The organism is Bacillus cereus (assembly GCF_002567495.1).
Taxonomy (GTDB): domain Bacteria; phylum Bacillota; class Bacilli; order Bacillales; family Bacillaceae_G; genus Bacillus_A; species Bacillus_A cereus_AQ.
Map to the genome: position 1 here is coordinate 98401 of NZ_NVAP01000038.1, position 16510 is coordinate 114910.

The window sequence follows — 16510 nt, forward strand, 5'->3', positions numbered from 1 at the left end:
ATGCCTATGTATATTTAATGGTGACTTGAAAATTTTTCATTATAAAAGGAGTATGTACAGAAAATGGAAAATATTATATATAAAGTTAAAGTGCATTTTTTGGAAATATTCAAGTGGGATAGTGAAAATATTAATAAATTCAATTGAATTTATGTTATTTAGAGAGAAATGATAGGAGGAGATGCAATTTTGGCTAAAAATAATAAAAGGAATGATGCCTTGGCAATAGGTGTCGGTATAGGGGTTGTAATCGGTGTATTTCAAGGGTACTTTACAAATAATTTAGTAATCGGAATTGTGATTGGGATTGTAATTGGGATTGCGTTTTTGAAGAAATAATGAGGTGTAAATTCATTTCAAAAATTGCTGTATAAAAAGATTGAATTTTCGGAATGTAAAACCTGTTTTTCCTTTATTTGTGATATTATATATAAAAAGGATGGTGATGGATATGTCAATAAACAATCAAGTAGAAAACAACTGCTTCATTTGCGAAAAACATAAGGGAAATATTAAAGTTCCAGGCGGTGCTATTTATGAAGATGATCTTATATATGTTGGACATGTCTATTGGGATGCAGAAGAAACATATCTTGGTTACGTAATGATTGATATAAAAAGGCATGTACCTGGCCTCGCTGAATTAACTGAAAATGAGGCGAAAGCATTCGGACTTATAACAAGTAGAGTAAGTAAAGCTCTAAAAGAAAGCGAAGGTGCAGAACATATTTACACTTTTGTTTCAGGGAATGGTGTACCACATATGCATATGCACATTATTCCGCGTTATCCGAATACACCAAAAGAGTTTTGGTCACCAACTGAAGTAGCGAACTGGACTGGTGCGCCATATGGTGATGAAGAGAAAATTAAAAAACTATGTGAAAGAATACGAAAGTATATGGTAAATAAGTATGCATACAACAAATAATACACAATATTCATGGGTTGGAAGTAGGGAAATGTGTTTAGACGAAATTTCGGTAAAGCAATATGGTGAAATCGTACTTGGTAAATATGGTGGCAATAAAAGTGCCGGAGCAAAAAAGAATGAAGACGGTGCTTTAGTTTGGTCGAATGGTGATTGGGAATTTGCGTTTATATTAGACGGACATAATAGTGCAGAAAGTGTGGATTTAGTAGTAAATACAATTAAAAAAGAATATGAGAATATAAAAGTGATTATGAAAGAGTCAATTGAAACTGTATTTCAATCTGTGGAAAATCATATACTTACGATTTTTCAATCCTCTTCATTTAAAGAAAAGTGCCAAAAGGTTAAAGGTGAAACAGCTTGCTTAATATGTGTAAGAAAAGAAAATTATATATGGTGGCTTTCCATAGGGGATTGCTTAATTTATGTATTTCATGAAGAGTTACATAAATTGGGACAATATACATTAAATCAACGTCATTTTTACGAATGGATTGGTAATGTGAATACATTTGAGTTACGCGTTCCATGCTATTCATCAGGAATTCGTGAATTACGTACTGGAAACAATCGAATTGTAATGGTTACAGACGGGGTATTAGAGTGCGGCGAACGTCGTTATGAAACGCCATTAAATCTGTATAACGATATGAATAGAAGTAATGTAGAACTTAAAGAAAATGTTCATAATGTTTTAGAACACGTTCATCAGCAATTAGGGCGAGATAGTGCGACGATTATTAGTTGGGACATAGAAAACAAAGAGAATGCTATATATCCGAGTGATCAGCCGGATAAAAGGTAAAGGAGGAGACATCACTGTTTTTAGTTAAAGTAATTCTATTAGTATTATGGATCATATTTGTAGTTATTTTGGAAAAAGTAGTGAGAAAAAAATTAAATATACCGAAACAAACTGACTGGAATAGTAAATATGTAAACAACTCTCATAAATGGGGTACTAGGGTTCTTATCATTACTTATATAATTGTTACAATGATATGTGCCACTTTAAATCCCATTTATATTAGTAATTTACCCATATTATTTTTAATAACTTTATACTGCTTTCAATCATATATGGAGTGGAAATATGATAAAGAATCGAGGGAATATGTCATTTCTTTAGGAACAGTTCCATTATTAATAATAACAGGAATTATGTTTAATCTCTTCTTTTATAGTTATTGGATTTAATCATATGTGGAATGAATGGGGAGACAAAATGAAAAATCCTAAATTACGTGCTGAAGTAATGATTGTAAACGACGGGCATTCGAAAGTACTAGTACAATGTGATGAGAACGAATCATTTTATCGTTTTCCAGGAGGCTCTATTGAATTTGGTGAAACGGCAAAAGAAGCGATAATACGAGAATTAATGGAAGAATATGATTTGAAGATTGATGTCCAAGAACTAGCCGTTGTAAATGAGCATATTTTCGAGTGGAACAACGAAAAAGGACATCATTGTACATTAATACATTGGGGAACGGTTGAAGAGATAATTACAAATGAAATAAGGCATAAAGAACATGAAGATATTATATTAATTTGGAAAAGTCTAGACGAATTACAGGAGAAACCAACATATCCTGAAGGAATTGTAAGTTATTTAGAAGAGAATAACCGAAATATAGTCCACTTTATGTCTAAAAATAAATAAAGTAATAGGAGGGATAACAATGGGAATCTCTACAATTTTAATTATTATTATTGGAGTTTGTATAGTGGGTTATTTTTTAGAACAGTTTTTAAGAAGAAAGTTAAATATGGAGAAGAGGGGACTCTTTGGATATAGGTATGTGAATAGTTTACACGTAAAATTGGAAATAGGACTAATTATTATGTATGTAATAGCTAGTTGTTATTATATGTTTAAATTTGAAAACTCTAAAATGGCTTATGCCATTTTCACTTATTTAGGGATAACAGTGATCTTAAGAGCATGGATGGAATGGAAGTATGATAGAAAATCGAAAGAATATATTCTCTCGATAATTGGATTGGTTACATATATATGTATGATTTCGATGTTATTTTACTTTGTTCCACCTGCTGTATAACACAATAATGTTTGATAGTATACATAATGAGATAACTAATGAATAAGAAACCATTTACTTATGCATAAATGGTTTCTTATTCTGTGTATGAAATTCAATCATTTATTTTAGCCAATATGGATGTAACAAAATTTGTTTTATCCTCTGCATATTGATGTTTATCATTGGGAGTAGCTTGTGAAAGTTGAGTCTTTAACTGTTCATACTGTATACGAGCAGTTTTATTGTCTATTAAGTAATCTCGAAATTGTAATTGTTCTATTAAATATTTATTCCCTTGTTCATACATATGAATTTGATGAGTTCGTGGCTCTCCTTTATTAAAATAGTACCTTTCAGGCAATACATCTTTTCTGTATTTATAATTTAATAGTTCCAACTTTTTGATACATTGTATGCCAACTGTATAATCTTCTAGTTCGATTGCAATATCAATAATAGGTTTTGCACTTAAATGTGGAATAGAAGTGCTTCCAATATGGTGAATTGCTAAAATATGTTCGCCAATTTGTTTCTCAATGAATTGTTTCTCTTTTACAAATTCAATTGCCCACTCTCCAGTCCACGGAACTAAAAATACTTTACCATAGGGTAAACCTAGCATTTGTTTAGCACCTCTTTCAAAATGGTTTTCAATAAAGGTAATTACATCTTCTTAAAGCTTCTCAAAACAAGATACTCCCACAATCTCCAAGGAAGAATCTTCTTCGCGAAAATCATAAATTTTACACCTTTTCCAATTGGATATCGTAATGTAGTACGCTTTGTTTCAGCAATTTCAACGATTTTATTGGCAACATCTATAGGATTACCAAATGTATCGTTACCGCTATTGATATGTTTTTGTATTTTATCCATATATTTGTTATAGGGAGAGGTAGTATCAACTTGGTTTTCAGCTAATTGTTTACCAACTTCCCATATGTTCGTGTTATAAGAACCTGGTTCAATTAAAGTAACATCTATTCCGAAAGGTTTTACTTCTAAGCGAAGGGATTCACTCCAGCCTTCTAATGCATATTTTGAAGATACATAAGGAGATAAACCAGGGAATCCAACTTGGCCGCTAATGCTGCTTATATTAATGATTTTTCCGCTTTTTTGTTCTCTCATATATGGTAAAACAAGCTGAGTGATTGATATTGCTCCAAAAAGGTTCGTTTCAAATTGTTTACGATATTCCTCTACTGAAATTTCTTCTACAAAACCTCCATTTGCATATCCTGCATTATTAATGAGAAGGTCTACTCTGTTTATTTCTTGTAAATATAATTGAAAGTTATGTATAGAGTTTTGATCGGTTACATCTAATTGTTGAATTTTTATGTTTTGCAGTAAGTTGAGTTTAGTAGCTTGAGATAGTAAGTTTCCTTGTTTTTCTAGGTTTCGCATTGTAGCAATGACTAAATAGTCTTTTTTCGCAAGTTCAAGCGTTGTTAATAGGCCGAATCCACTTGAGGATCCGGTAATAACCACGATTTTTTTATTCATTTTTTTCCCGCTTTCTTTTTCTTTTATCATAACGAGTTATAAAGGGAAAAGCTATTTATTGTATAAAGATATTTGTTATAATTGAAAAAGATTATCAATTAATTCGTTATTTGTATATAAAAGGAGTGTGGATTTCATGAGGGCTAATGGTTTTCATGATATTTTTCATAAATATTTTCATGGGTTACAAGTTGCAGAAGAGAGACATATGAATTTGCCAAAAATAATAGGTAAAGGTGAAGTACGAAGATGGAGCTCGTTTTCTGGAATGGAAATTGTGTTTTCAAACTTTCAATTCCATAATAATCATCACATCCAGTTTGCATCGGATGCAGCAATGGTGGAACTTAATTTTTGTTTACACGGATCAGGGGAAGTACAAGTTGGTCACTCTACAAATAAATTAATGGCTGGGAATAGCTATTTATATTTTATGAATGACTTTGAAGTTCTATTTGAATATGAAAAAGAAACTCCACTATATTCATTAGCAATTGGAATTCCTGTACAGTTGTTTAATCATTTTATGCTAAATTGTGCTATTGAAAAAAGTCATGATTTTCATACTATAATAGGAAATCTATCTTTTAAAAAGTTTCAAACCCCCATTGATGCCCTAACATCTAATCTTATTAAGAGAATGTTAGAGAATCCCCAAAAGGATCGTATTAATCAACTCGAAATAGAAAGTAAAGCGCTCGAATTGCTTTCTATATACTTTGGGAAAGTATTACTTAATGATCGTGACGCAAATAAAAGGAGTCAATTATCCAAAAAGGATTTGAATAAAATAAAACAAGCTGAAGAAATTTTACTTCAAAGAATGGAGTCACCTCCATCATTGTTAGAATTGGCTAAAATAGTAGGATTAAATGATTATAAATTAAAAATTGGTTTTAAAGAATTATTTGGCACGTCCACATTTGCATATTTAAGAGAACAGCGAATGGAAAGAGCAATGCTTTTATTACGTTCGGGTACTAGTAATGTGACCGAAACGGCAGTTGCTGTTGGATACAATAATATTAGTCATTTTTCAGAGTCATTTAAAAAGAAATATGGAATGAATCCTTCTGAAATTTTACGTATGTATTAAAAATCCGTTATACCGTAAACTCCTCCGCCATTGGGTAGTTGCTTTTTATCATAATCACTATAATTACAATCAACATCCAATTGGAAATAACTATTTATGGAGGAATTTAAATGAAAGCGCGGAATGAAAGTCATTTTTGGATATTTGTATTAATAGGGATGTTTCTTATTATAACAACAACGGGTTTCGCCCGTATGGCATATGGAATTATACTGCCATTTATGCAGGAAGGACTTCACTTGTCTACAGCTCAATCTGGCATATTAGGAACTATACTCTTTCTAGGATATTTATTAACGGTAGGAACATCTGGAATATTTACTATCCGTTTCGGCGCAAAATCAGTTTTATTAATAGGTAGTTGGCTAGTCGTTATAAGTGTAATGGGATTAGCATTTGTTTCTTCATTTTGGATAGTTGCTTTTTGTATGCTATGTGCTGGAGCTGGTAGTGCTCTTGTATATACACCACTCATGTCAATAACGGTAGGGTGGTTTCCAGACAAAAGGGGAACTGTAATGGGGCTGTTATTGAGCGGTGCAGGTATAGGTATGCTATTTAGTGGAATAATTGTTCCTTATGTAGTGCGCACATTTCCTGAGTATAGTTGGCGTGGTGCATGGTTTTTGTTTGGAGTTATTACATGTATCGTTGTATTCGCCGCTTCAGTTGTTTTGAAAAATCCTGAAGTTACTGAAGATGAGAAAAAAAGGAGTAATAAATCGTTTTTATGGAAAACGAAAGAACTATATATCATTGCATGGATGTATTTTACTGTTGGTGTTGTATATTTAATTCCAAATTTATATCAAACTAGTTTTATGATTGATAGTGGTATATCAGCATCAATTTCGGGAACTGTTTATGCGATTGCTGGCACCTTTTCAATCGTAGGAGCACCTGTCTGGGGATTTATTTCGGATCGGATTGGTATAAAGAAGAGTTTATGTAGTGCACTTTTATTAGCTGTTATAGGTGATATGGTTCCAATTATATTTGAAAATATAACTGGTTTTATCGTGTCAGCAATTATTTGGGGTTCTAGCCTCGGAGGAATCCTTTTGTTAATTCAAGTTGCTGCTTCAAAGCAAGTATCTCCGAAATATGTTTCAATGGCAATTAGTTTTATTTCTGTTTTCTATGCAGTTGGTCAAATGATTGGACCAGGACTTGCGGGCTGGGTTATTGAGCAAAGTGGTTATACAGCAGCTTATGGATTAGGTGCTTTCAGTTTCTTTATTTGCATATGTATGGGATTGCGTTTAAAAAGAGGAAATCTTACAAACTCAGCGTATTTAGAGAAGTGAGTCTTGTCATGAAATGAATCTTTTTAACAGGAGGGAAGAAAAATGGTCCATGTGAAAGACGTATTAGCAGATCAGTTATTAGCAAATGCGAATGATCCTAGTTGGTATATGCCATTTTCAGATGCAGTGAAGGATTTATCTGAGAGAGAAGCTTTCTGGAAACCGAATGAAGAGAGTAATAGTATAGCTGAAATTGTACAACATTTACTGTATTGGAATTCAACGTGGCAAACTAGGTACAAAGAATCAAATGTTAATGCGGTACCCGCTATTGGTGACAATAACAAAAGCTTTATGCTTTCAGATAATCAAACTTTCGAAGAGTTAAGAGAAAAATTATTAGAGAAATTGTTACAATGGCAAAATCTCATTAATGAAGACAAGGTTGAGAGTGATGTAGTTGGATTTCCTGTATCCGCGAAGTGGTGGGAAGTGCTAGGTAATGTAACTACTCATAATGCGTATCATATTGGTCAAATTATTTATATTCGGAAATTACAAAAAAGTTTTGATAGTGAATAAGGGAATGATCTCTAGTAAGGTGAACAAAAGTGGACAAAACGAGACAGCTGTCTCGTTTTGTCCACTTTTTTACTTTTAAAAAGAAGAGAAAGTCTATTAAATCAAGGGTTAGAATTTGGCACGCTACTTGCAATATAAAAGATGAACAAGAAAATAGGAGGGCTGGACATGTTAAAAACAACTGAAAGTAAAGGGAATGAAATTACGAAAGAACAAGCTCGTTGGATGTACGAAAAAATGTTGGAGATTCGTAAGTTTGAAGATAAGGTGCATGAATTGTTCGCGCAAGGCGTTCTGCCAGGTTTCGTTCATTTATACGCAGGTGAAGAAGCGGTAGCGGTTGGTGTATGTGCCCACTTAACGGATAGTGACAGTATTACAAGTACACATAGAGGTCATGGACATTGTATTGCAAAAGGTTGTGATTTAAATGGTATGATGGCTGAACTTTTCGGGAAAGCGACAGGATTATGTAAAGGTAAAGGCGGCTCAATGCATATTGCCGATTTAGATAAAGGAATGCTTGGTGCAAACGGCATTGTAGGTGGCGGTTTCCCACTTGCTTGCGGTTCGGCATTAACAGCTAAATATAAAGGAACGAAAGATGTAAGTGTTTGTTTCTTCGGTGACGGAGCAAATAATGAAGGAACATTTCATGAAGGCGTTAACTTAGCAGCGATTTGGAAGTTACCAGTTATTTTTATCGCAGAAAATAACGGTTACGGTGAAGCAACTAAATTTGAATATGCTTCAAGTTGTGATTCTATTGCTGATCGTGCAAAAGCTTATAATATTCCAGGTGTTCAAGTAGATGGAAAAGATCTACTTGCAGTATACAAAGCTGCTGCAGAAGCGGTGGAACGTGCGCGTAATGGTGATGGTCCAACAATTATTGAATGTATGACATATCGTAATTACGGTCATTTCGAAGGTGAAGCGCAAACATATAAAACATCAGAAGAAAAAGAAGAACATTTAAATGAAAAAGATGCAATTGTGAATTTCCGTAAGCATTTAATTCATGAAGGTTTATTAACGGAATCTGAACTTATTGATATGGAAAAAGCAGTAGATGATGCAGTACAAAGATCCATTGAATTTAGTGAAAATAGTCCATACCCAGACGATGAAGAATTATTAAAAGATGTATACGTTTCTTACAAATAAGAGGAGGGTGAAAAATTATGACTAGAACAGTAAGTATGTCAACTGCAATTAATGAAGCGATGAAAATCTCAATGCGTCGTGATGAAAATGTAATTTTAATAGGTGAAGATGTTGCAGGCGGTGCACAAGTTGATCATCTGCAAGATGATGAAGCTTGGGGTGGTGTTCTTGGTGTTACGAAAGGACTTGTACAAGAATTTGGCCGAAATCGTATATTGGATACACCAATTTCTGAAGCGGGTTATATGGGAGCTGCGATGGCAGCTGCAGCAACTGGGTTACGTCCGATAGCTGAATTAATGTTTAATGATTTTATCGGTAGTTGTCTTGATCAAGTATTAAACCAAGGTGCGAAATTCCGTTATATGTTTGGAGGTAAAGCAAAAGTACCCGTTACAGTACGTACGATGCATGGCGCTGGTTTTAGTGCAGCAGCTCAACATTCACAAAGTTTGTACGCATTATTTACGAGCATACCAGGTATTAAAGTTGTTGTTCCTTCCACACCGTATGATGCAAAAGGCTTATTATTAGCGGCAATTGAAGATGATGATCCAGTAATCTTCTTTGAGGATAAAACACTTTACAATATGAAAGGTGAAGTGCCAGAAGGATACTATACAATTCCATTAGGAAAAGCAGATATTAAACGGGAAGGTTCTGATGTAACAATTGTCGCAATCGGAAAGCAAGTTCATACAGCGCTTGTAGCTGCAAAGCAATTATCGAAAAAGGGGCTGGAAGTAGAAGTAATTGATCCACGATCTTTATCACCGCTTGATGAAGATACTATTTTATTATCTGTTGAAAAAACAAATCGTCTTATCGTCATTGACGAAGCAAACCCAAGATGTAGTATTGCGACGGATATTGCAGCAATTGTAGCGGATAAAGGGTTCGATTTATTAGATGCACCTATTAAACGAATTACAGCACCACATACACCAGTTCCGTTCTCACCACCACTTGAAAAACTATATTTACCAACGCCAGAGAAAGTAATTGAAACTGTATCAGAAATGATTGGAGACCAATCTTTATTACATGTGTAATGAAACGATGAGAAGGGAGAGAGAAACATGGCTGTAGAAGTTGTAATGCCGAAGTTAGGTATGGCGATGAAAGAAGGTATTATTACGAGCTGGAATATTAAAGCAGGCGATAATGTTGCAAAAGGAGAACTGATTGCTAGTATTAATTCGGAAAAAATTGAAACGGAAATTGAAGCACCAGCTGATGGTACTGTGCTTGATATAGCTGTAAGTGAAGATGAAGGAGTGCCACCTGGTACTGTAATTTGCTATATCGGTAAACCGAATGAAAAAGTAGAGATGCAGGAAAGCACATATGTTGTAGAAGAAAAAACATCTAATATAGAAGTACAAAATGTACAACATCAAGAACCATATGCGAAAGAAGTAGCGAAGCAAAGAGTCAAAATTTCACCTGTAGCGAAGAAAATTGCAACGTCGGAAAATCTGGATATCAAGGCATTAGTTGGTACAGGTCCTGGCGGAAGAATTACAAAGGCAGATGTATTAAAAGTACTTGAGGTAAGAGTAAACATTCTAGAAGTACCTAAACAAGAAGAAAGTACAGAGATTCCTGTTACTGGTATGCGTAAAGCAATCGCAAATCGTATGCACGCAAGTTTACAAAATAGCGCGCAATTAACGTTAACGATGAAAGTAGATGTTACAGATTTAGTTGCTTTACATAAAGAAATAGCGGAAGTTGTACAAAAACGATATAATAACAAACTAACAATTACTGATTTCGTTTCACGTGCTGTAGTATTAGCTCTTAGAGAGCATAAAGAGATGAACAGCGCTTTTATAAATGATGTAATCCATCAATTTGAGCATGTTCATTTAGGAATGGCAGTAGCATTAGAAAAAGGGTTAGTCGTTCCAGCTATTCGCTTTGCAAATAATTTATCTTTAGTAGAGTTATCTAAAGAGATTAAGAATGTGGCACAAAAGGCACGAGCAGGTAACTTAAGTAGTGATGATATGCAAGGAACGACATTTACAATTAGTAATTTAGGTAGCTTCGGTATCGAATATTTTACACCTGTATTAAATACACCTGAAACTGGCATTTTAGGTATTGGCGCAATTGAACATGTTCCTGTATATAAAGGGAAAAAATTGAAAAAAGGTAGTATGTTACCTTTAAGTTTAACATTCGATCATCGTGTACTAGACGGTGCACCAGCAGCTGCATTTTTACGCACAATTAAACGATATTTAGAAGAGCCTGTAACAATCCTTTTATAAAGAGAAGGTGAGAGAATGAGTAAATTAGTTGTTATTGGAGGCGGACCTGCTGGCTATGTAGCGGCAATTACCGCAGCTCAAAATGGGAAAGACGTCACTCTTATTGATGAAGCTGATCTTGGCGGAACTTGTTTAAATGTTGGATGCATGCCAACGAAATCATTGTTAGAAAGTGCTGAAGTACACGATATTGTGAAAAAAGCGAATGATTATGGAATTGCGCTTAACAAAGGAAGTATATCTATTGATTGGAAGCAAATACAGGCAAGGAAGTCACGAATCGTAACGCAGCTCGTACTAGGAATACGATATTTAATGAAGAAAAATAAAATTAAATTTATAAAAGGGAAAGCGAAATTTGAAACGGATCATCGTGTGCGAGTTACGCACGATGATAAGGAAGCTGTAGTAGATGGAGAACAGTTTATTATAGCGGCAGGTTCAGAACCAACTGAATTACCTTTTGCTCCATTTGACGGAAAGTGGATATTAAATAGTAGTCATGCGTTATCAATTAAAAATATACCCTCTTCATTATTAATCATTGGTGGGGGTGTTATAGGCTGTGAGTTTGCTAGCATTTATAGTAGGCTTGGAACGAAAGTAACAATTGTAGAAATGGCACCGCAATTACTACCTGGTGAAGATGAAGATATTGCAAGCATTTTGAAAGAGAAACTAGAAAATGATGGCGTAGAAATTTTTACAGGAGCAGCTTTAAAAGGATTAAATAATTATAAGAAGCAGGCTTCATTTGAATATGAAGGAAGTATCCAAGAAACCAATCCAGAATTTGTTCTCGTTTCTGTAGGTCGAAAACCACGTGTACAAGAGTTAGGATTAGAAAAAGCAGGAGTTCAATTTTCGAATAAAGGAATTACTGTGAATGAGCATATGCAAACGAATGTATCACATATTTACGCAGCGGGTGATGTGATTGGTGGAATCCAGCTTGCTCACGTTGCCTTCCATGAAGGAACGACAGCAGCATTACACGCAAGTGGAGAAGATGTGAAAGTAAATTATCACGCTGTGCCTCGTTGTATATACACAGCTCCAGAAATAGCTAGTGTCGGATTAAGTGAAAAGGGTGCAAGAGAACAATATGGTGATATTCTCATTGGAGAATTCCCATTTACAGCGAACGGAAAAGCTCTTATTTTAGGAGAACAAGCGGGTAAAGTAAAAGTCATTGTGGAACCTAAATACCAAGAAATTGTAGGGATTTCAATTATCGGTCCTCGTGCAACTGAACTTATTGGTCAAGGAACCGTAATGATTCATACAGAAGTTACCGCTGATATTATGAGAGATTATATTGCAGCGCATCCAACTTTATCTGAGGCGATTCATGAAGCGTTATTGCAAGCAGTAGGACATGCTGTACATGCTTAGATGGAAATATAATAAACCACTATTCTCTAAATAAATAAGAGAATAGTGGTTTGACTTTTAATAATATCTTATTATTTTTTAACTTCAATCGCTGAAGTAATATCGTTCCAATCAGCAGCTAAATTAGCAGTTTTACCGTACCAATCAGCATGTTTAAATACAACACCTTTTCCATATCCTTGTGTAGAAGTATGCTCCCAAAGTGTCGTTGAATAACTTGCAGAAGGTGATGCTGTACTTACAGAAGAAATTCTGTCGTTCCAGCTAGAAGGTAAGTTTTTAAAACCGCTGCTCCAGTAAATATATTCTCCACCTTTGTTTATATGTTCATAAAAATCAGTACTACCAGCACCGCTACCTAAAGGATTAATTTTATTTTTAAGTACTTTTTTATCCTTTTCAATATAAGCATCCAATGTTTTACGGCTAGTAAAACCATAAGCTAGCCAATCTCCATTTTCATTTTGCTCTGGTAATACCATAGTAATTTGGATGTCTTTCTTATCCTGATCACTTAATTTTGTAAGTGAATTAACATTCTGTTCATCCACTTTTAAATAATCAAAAGACTTAATTGTGTTACCTTTTTCTTCAGCACTTGCTACACCTAGTCCGCCAGTTAATGCAAAACCCGCTACTAATGTCCCTGCTACTAATTTCTTCAACATATAACCATCCCTTTTTGTTTAGATTTTTGTACAGGTGAATCTTGTACATGTAAAATGTATTCTAGTTTTTTAGTTTTGTAAATATTCTGAAGTTTTAGAAATAAAAGGCGGAATTTTTTCAGTTTTACATTTTTTCTTTAGAAAGAATGGTTATTGGAATGATATAATAAGTAGATATATTGTTTTTGTTGGATGTAAAGATGTTTTAGGAGAGGTGTCATTGAAATATTTTACAAGAGATTGGTATAAAGAAATGCAAGTTTCAGAATTTGTAAGTTTTATAGATTCTATAAAAGAATGGTCGGAAATGGATATAGAAAGTTTAAAGGAAGAAATTGAGGAAAGGAAAATAGATTTATTAAAATTCCTTCCTGAATCGATATACTCAATTATGCAAAATATCATAATTAATTCAGAATAACCGTCAGATGAATTAAAAAAACTATGCAAGAGTGGATAGAGGGTTATGAGAGAAGAGTGACTCATTTAGATCAATCATATATAGAACACTTTAATTTTATTAAGGAACAACTCCCATTAAACGTTATTCAGTTACATGAATTTTCACTGCATGACAGTAGGCTTAATATAGTAAAAAAGGAATCAGAAGATACTTTGTCTATAGTGTTGGATTGCAGTGGTACTTTTAGTGAATTTGATAAACTTCAAGTAACTTTTACAGGAGTAACAAAGTGTTCTATGCCGAAAAACTTTGAAGATGCTTGGTGGCTATATCATGAAATAGCTCTTGCTGAAGATGGTTTTGAACTGAGTGTTCTATTTGACTGTCCATTTAGAGAAGTGACGATTTGCGCATCAGATGTATTACTTGAGAAAAAATAATTTTGTATGGAGTATTACAAACGTTTGACATAACGAAAAATTAAAGTTATTATAGATATACGAAGTCTACAATAGGGGCTGTACTATGAAATATTCTAAAGCTACAAATTATGCTCTTCATACAATGCTTTTTCTGGCAAAAGCTACACCAAATAAGTTAGTTAGTGTTCATCAATTAGCAGAAATGCAAAATGTTTCACCAACGTACTTGTCTAAAATATTAACTAAGTTGACGAAGGAAGGGATGATACATTCATCATCTGGTCCAAAAGGTGGTTATTCGCTTGGTAATAAATGGGAAGATATTTCATTTTTAGATATTATACATGCAATTGAAGGCAAAACATCATTGTTTGACTGTTGTTTACATGATAAACCGGGATGTTTAATTAATGAAGCAATGCTTGCAGCAGAAAAGAAAATGGAAGAAGAGTTAAGAAATCAAAAAATCGTAGATCTTGCGAAAAAAATAAAAGTGGATTTTTAATCTGCTTTTATTTTTAAATTAATTGAGGATAAAAAGACTCTTTAATATCTTTAATTATAGTTAAATTAATTTATTCATGGAGGATATTTGCTTATGGAATATATAGACTGTGCAGTAATAGGTGCAGGACCGGCTGGACTTAATGCAAGTTTAATTTTAGGGAGAGCTCGTAAACAAATAGCGTTATTTGATAATAAAACGAATAGGAATCGTGTAACACAAAATTCTCACGGATTTATTACGCGGGACGGGGTTAAACCTGAAGAGTTCAAGGAAATAGGATTAAATGAATTGATGAAGTATCCATCAGTTCATTATTATGAAAAAACAGTTTTAATGATAACGAAACAATCCACCGGTTTATTTGAGGTTGTGACAAACGATCATACAACATATTTGGCAGAAAGAGTTTTATTAGCGACGGGTATACAGGAAGAATTCCCATCTATTCCTAATGTTCGAGAATACTATGGAAAAAGCTTATTTAGTTGTCCATATTGTGATGGGTGGGAATTAAAAGATCAACCTCTCATTATTATATCTGAAAACGAAGATTATACGTTGCATATGACAAAATTAGTTTATAACTGGTCTACCGATTTGGTAATCGCAACAAATGGTAATGAGCTAAGTCAAACTATTATGGATGAACTGTCTAATAAAAATATAACTGTCATTACAGAACCTATACGTGCACTACAAGGTGAAGGAGGATATTTAAATGAAGTAGAGTTTTATTCAGGTTTACGCATTGAAAGAGCTGGAGGATTTATAGTGCCTACTTTCTTTAGACCAAATCAATTTATAGAACAACTAGGTTGTGAGTTGCAAAGTAATGGAACTTTTGTAATAGATGATTTTGGGCGTACTTCAGAAAAAAATATTTACTTAACAGGAGAAACAATGACTCAAGGTCCATCCTCATTAATTATTGCTGCATCACATGGGAATAAAGCCGCAATAGCTATTAATAGTGATATTACAGAGGAGCGGTTCTAACTAGAAAATGATATGTAGAAGGAGAGAAGATGATGAATAATTTTTGGAATGATCGATATAAATCAGATGAATATTTTTATGGAGAAGAACCTAATACATTTATTAAAGAACAAGCATTTCGTTTAGTAAATCACAATAAAGTAATAGCTTTCGCAGAGGGAGAAGGTAGAAATGCTGTATTTCTAGCAAGACAAGGGCATAAAGTAACAGCTATTGATTATTCGGAAGATGGATTAGAAAAGACAAAAAAATTGGCAGAGAAGCATAACGTAAACGTGCATACAAAAAAAGTAGATTTATTAGCTGATAGTTTGCCAGTAAATGAATATGATGCGGCAATTATGGTATTTGGACATTTTCATAATGATCATAAAAAAATGATATTAGATAAAATGATGCAAACGATAAAGCCTGGTGGATTAATTATGTTTGAAGTTTACTCAAAAAAACAAATAAACTATGGTACTGGTGGACCAAAAGATGTTGATATGCTGTATGATCCAATTGATATCCTTACTTGGTGTGAAGAACATAAGGTAATTCATTTCTTTAATGGAGAACAAGAGCGAATTGAAGGGAAAGGGCACACTGGTTTAGCTAATGTTATTCAAGTTGTTATTAGCAAATCAATGTAAATGTGAATGAAAGTTAAATGTATGAATGTAAAAAGACCAGTCATGTAAGACTGGTCTTTCTATTTAGATACTAAATTATCAAGCTTCCAATATGTATTTGTTAACGGCGCAGCTTTGCTATCTATGTATAAATACATATTATTTAAATCTTTTGGTGAAGTTTTCATTTCAAATACAACGTCAGTAGTTAAAGAGAATTCGTGTGGAACATTTTTATAGTGCTCGTAACCTATCGGATGAGCTTCACCTTCATATTTCTGACCAGTTTTTTCATCTTGTATGAAATATTTAATTTCCGAAAGGTCAATAGTTTGTCCATCGTCTCGAACATTATTAATCATAACACGTGTAGTAAGGCGCCGCTCTTTGTCTATTTTTTCAAACTTTGCATTTTCAACTGTCGCTCTATAGTATTCGTTTTTAACTATTTCTCCATAGTGCATTGCATTCTTTTCGAGAGCGCTCTTTTCTTGTTTTTGTGAAGTATTGCTAGTACATCCTGTTAATATTCCTGTAAATAATAATGCTGTACAAGTTACTTTGATTAAAGAGTTCATAGTAATTCCTTTCTGTATTAAAAAGTAAAACATAGGAATAATTTTACAATAATAAGGAAAAAAA

General features: G+C 33.6%; 20 protein-coding genes and 1 pseudogene. 17 read left to right on the forward strand and 4 right to left on the reverse strand.

From position 1 onward, the window contains the following. Positions 1-168 precede the first annotated feature (168 nt). The 6 genes from COK05_RS17270 to COK05_RS17295 all read left to right on the forward strand — a co-directional run bounded on the left by COK05_RS17270 (position 169) and on the right by COK05_RS17295 (position 3000). On the forward strand, positions 169-339 hold the full coding sequence (locus COK05_RS17270) for a septum formation initiator (RefSeq protein ID WP_098613546.1): 171 nt from the start codon (positions 169-171) through the stop codon (positions 337-339). Positions 340-430: 91 nt separating this feature from the next. Then, the gene (locus tag COK05_RS17275) at positions 431-931 is read left to right on the forward strand and encodes an HIT family protein (protein ID WP_141539154.1); all 501 of its coding nucleotides are present in this window, start codon (positions 431-433) and stop codon (positions 929-931) included. Continuing rightward, positions 915-1739, forward strand: a complete 825-nt coding sequence (locus tag COK05_RS17280) for a PP2C family serine/threonine-protein phosphatase (protein WP_098613547.1) — start codon at positions 915-917, stop codon at positions 1737-1739. Before COK05_RS17275 ends, COK05_RS17280 begins: the two co-directional genes overlap by 17 nt. Before the next feature lie 68 nt (positions 1740-1807). Continuing rightward, positions 1808-2131, forward strand: coding sequence for a DUF4181 domain-containing protein (locus COK05_RS17285; protein ID WP_098613548.1), 324 nt, complete (start codon positions 1808-1810; stop codon positions 2129-2131). A gap of 28 nt (positions 2132-2159) precedes the next feature. Next, positions 2160-2600 (forward strand): NUDIX domain-containing protein, encoded by a 441-nt coding sequence (locus COK05_RS17290; protein ID WP_098613549.1) that lies wholly within the window; start codon positions 2160-2162, stop codon positions 2598-2600. Positions 2601-2619: 19 nt separating this feature from the next. Continuing rightward, positions 2620-3000: a DUF4181 domain-containing protein gene (locus tag COK05_RS17295; protein ID WP_098613550.1), complete on the forward strand. Its 381-nt coding sequence runs from the start codon at positions 2620-2622 to the stop codon at positions 2998-3000. A 94-nt stretch (positions 3001-3094) separates the two neighbouring features. Here COK05_RS17295 and COK05_RS17300 read toward each other — a convergent pair whose 3' ends face one another. Continuing rightward, positions 3095-3604 carry a GrpB family protein gene (locus COK05_RS17300; protein WP_098613551.1) on the reverse strand — a complete coding sequence of 170 codons (510 nt, stop codon included), beginning with the start codon at positions 3602-3604 and terminating at the stop codon, positions 3095-3097. Positions 3605-3645: 41 nt separating this feature from the next. After that, complete coding sequence (locus COK05_RS17305) at positions 3646-4491, reverse strand: oxidoreductase (protein WP_218010109.1); 846 nt, start codon at positions 4489-4491, stop codon at positions 3646-3648. Positions 4492-4627: 136 nt separating this feature from the next. On the opposite strand from COK05_RS17305, the gene COK05_RS17310 reads away from it, so the two are divergent. The 7 genes from COK05_RS17310 (at position 4628) to lpdA (ending at position 12257) form a co-directional block, all read left to right on the forward strand. Beyond that, the gene (locus COK05_RS17310) at positions 4628-5587 is read left to right on the forward strand and encodes a helix-turn-helix transcriptional regulator (protein ID WP_098613553.1); all 960 of its coding nucleotides are present in this window, start codon (positions 4628-4630) and stop codon (positions 5585-5587) included. A 110-nt stretch (positions 5588-5697) separates the two neighbouring features. Next, positions 5698-6894: an MFS transporter gene (locus COK05_RS17315; RefSeq protein WP_098613554.1), complete on the forward strand. Its 1197-nt coding sequence runs from the start codon at positions 5698-5700 to the stop codon at positions 6892-6894. Between the two features lie 42 nt (positions 6895-6936). Beyond that, the gene (locus COK05_RS17320; RefSeq protein WP_000233795.1) at positions 6937-7416 is read left to right on the forward strand and encodes a DinB family protein; all 480 of its coding nucleotides are present in this window, start codon (positions 6937-6939) and stop codon (positions 7414-7416) included. 168 nt (positions 7417-7584) lie between these two features. Next, positions 7585-8583 carry an acetoin:2,6-dichlorophenolindophenol oxidoreductase subunit alpha gene (acoA, locus tag COK05_RS17325; protein ID WP_098613555.1) on the forward strand — a complete coding sequence of 333 codons (999 nt, stop codon included), beginning with the start codon at positions 7585-7587 and terminating at the stop codon, positions 8581-8583. A 17-nt stretch (positions 8584-8600) separates the two neighbouring features. Continuing rightward, entirely contained in the window at positions 8601-9635 is a 1035-nt protein-coding gene (acoB, locus tag COK05_RS17330) for an acetoin:2,6-dichlorophenolindophenol oxidoreductase subunit beta (protein ID WP_098613556.1), read from the forward strand. A gap of 27 nt (positions 9636-9662) precedes the next feature. Then, positions 9663-10862, forward strand: a complete 1200-nt coding sequence (locus tag COK05_RS17335) for a dihydrolipoamide acetyltransferase family protein (RefSeq protein ID WP_098613557.1) — start codon at positions 9663-9665, stop codon at positions 10860-10862. A 15-nt stretch (positions 10863-10877) separates the two neighbouring features. Next, positions 10878-12257 carry a dihydrolipoyl dehydrogenase gene (gene lpdA, locus COK05_RS17340; protein ID WP_098613558.1) on the forward strand — a complete coding sequence of 460 codons (1380 nt, stop codon included), beginning with the start codon at positions 10878-10880 and terminating at the stop codon, positions 12255-12257. Between the two features lie 71 nt (positions 12258-12328). Here the strand turns inward: lpdA and COK05_RS17345 are convergent, their stop codons facing one another. Further along, entirely contained in the window at positions 12329-12925 is a 597-nt protein-coding gene (locus COK05_RS17345; RefSeq protein ID WP_098613559.1) for a hypothetical protein, read from the reverse strand. A gap of 220 nt (positions 12926-13145) precedes the next feature. Between COK05_RS17345 and COK05_RS17350 the strand changes: the two are divergent. From COK05_RS17350 to COK05_RS17365, 4 genes and pseudogenes are all read left to right on the forward strand, one after another. Further along, positions 13146-13768 (forward strand): annotated as a pseudogene (locus tag COK05_RS17350) (DUF4085 family protein). Positions 13769-13853: 85 nt separating this feature from the next. Continuing rightward, positions 13854-14255, forward strand: a complete 402-nt coding sequence (locus COK05_RS17355) for an Rrf2 family transcriptional regulator (protein ID WP_098613560.1) — start codon at positions 13854-13856, stop codon at positions 14253-14255. A 93-nt stretch (positions 14256-14348) separates the two neighbouring features. Continuing rightward, on the forward strand, positions 14349-15254 hold the full coding sequence (locus tag COK05_RS17360; RefSeq protein WP_098613561.1) for an NAD(P)/FAD-dependent oxidoreductase: 906 nt from the start codon (positions 14349-14351) through the stop codon (positions 15252-15254). A 29-nt stretch (positions 15255-15283) separates the two neighbouring features. Next, entirely contained in the window at positions 15284-15889 is a 606-nt protein-coding gene (locus tag COK05_RS17365; RefSeq protein ID WP_141539143.1) for a class I SAM-dependent methyltransferase, read from the forward strand. A 59-nt stretch (positions 15890-15948) separates the two neighbouring features. Here COK05_RS17365 and COK05_RS17370 read toward each other — a convergent pair whose 3' ends face one another. After that, positions 15949-16446, reverse strand: a complete 498-nt coding sequence (locus tag COK05_RS17370; protein ID WP_098613563.1) for a hypothetical protein — start codon at positions 16444-16446, stop codon at positions 15949-15951. Positions 16447-16510: the final 64 nt, after the last annotated feature.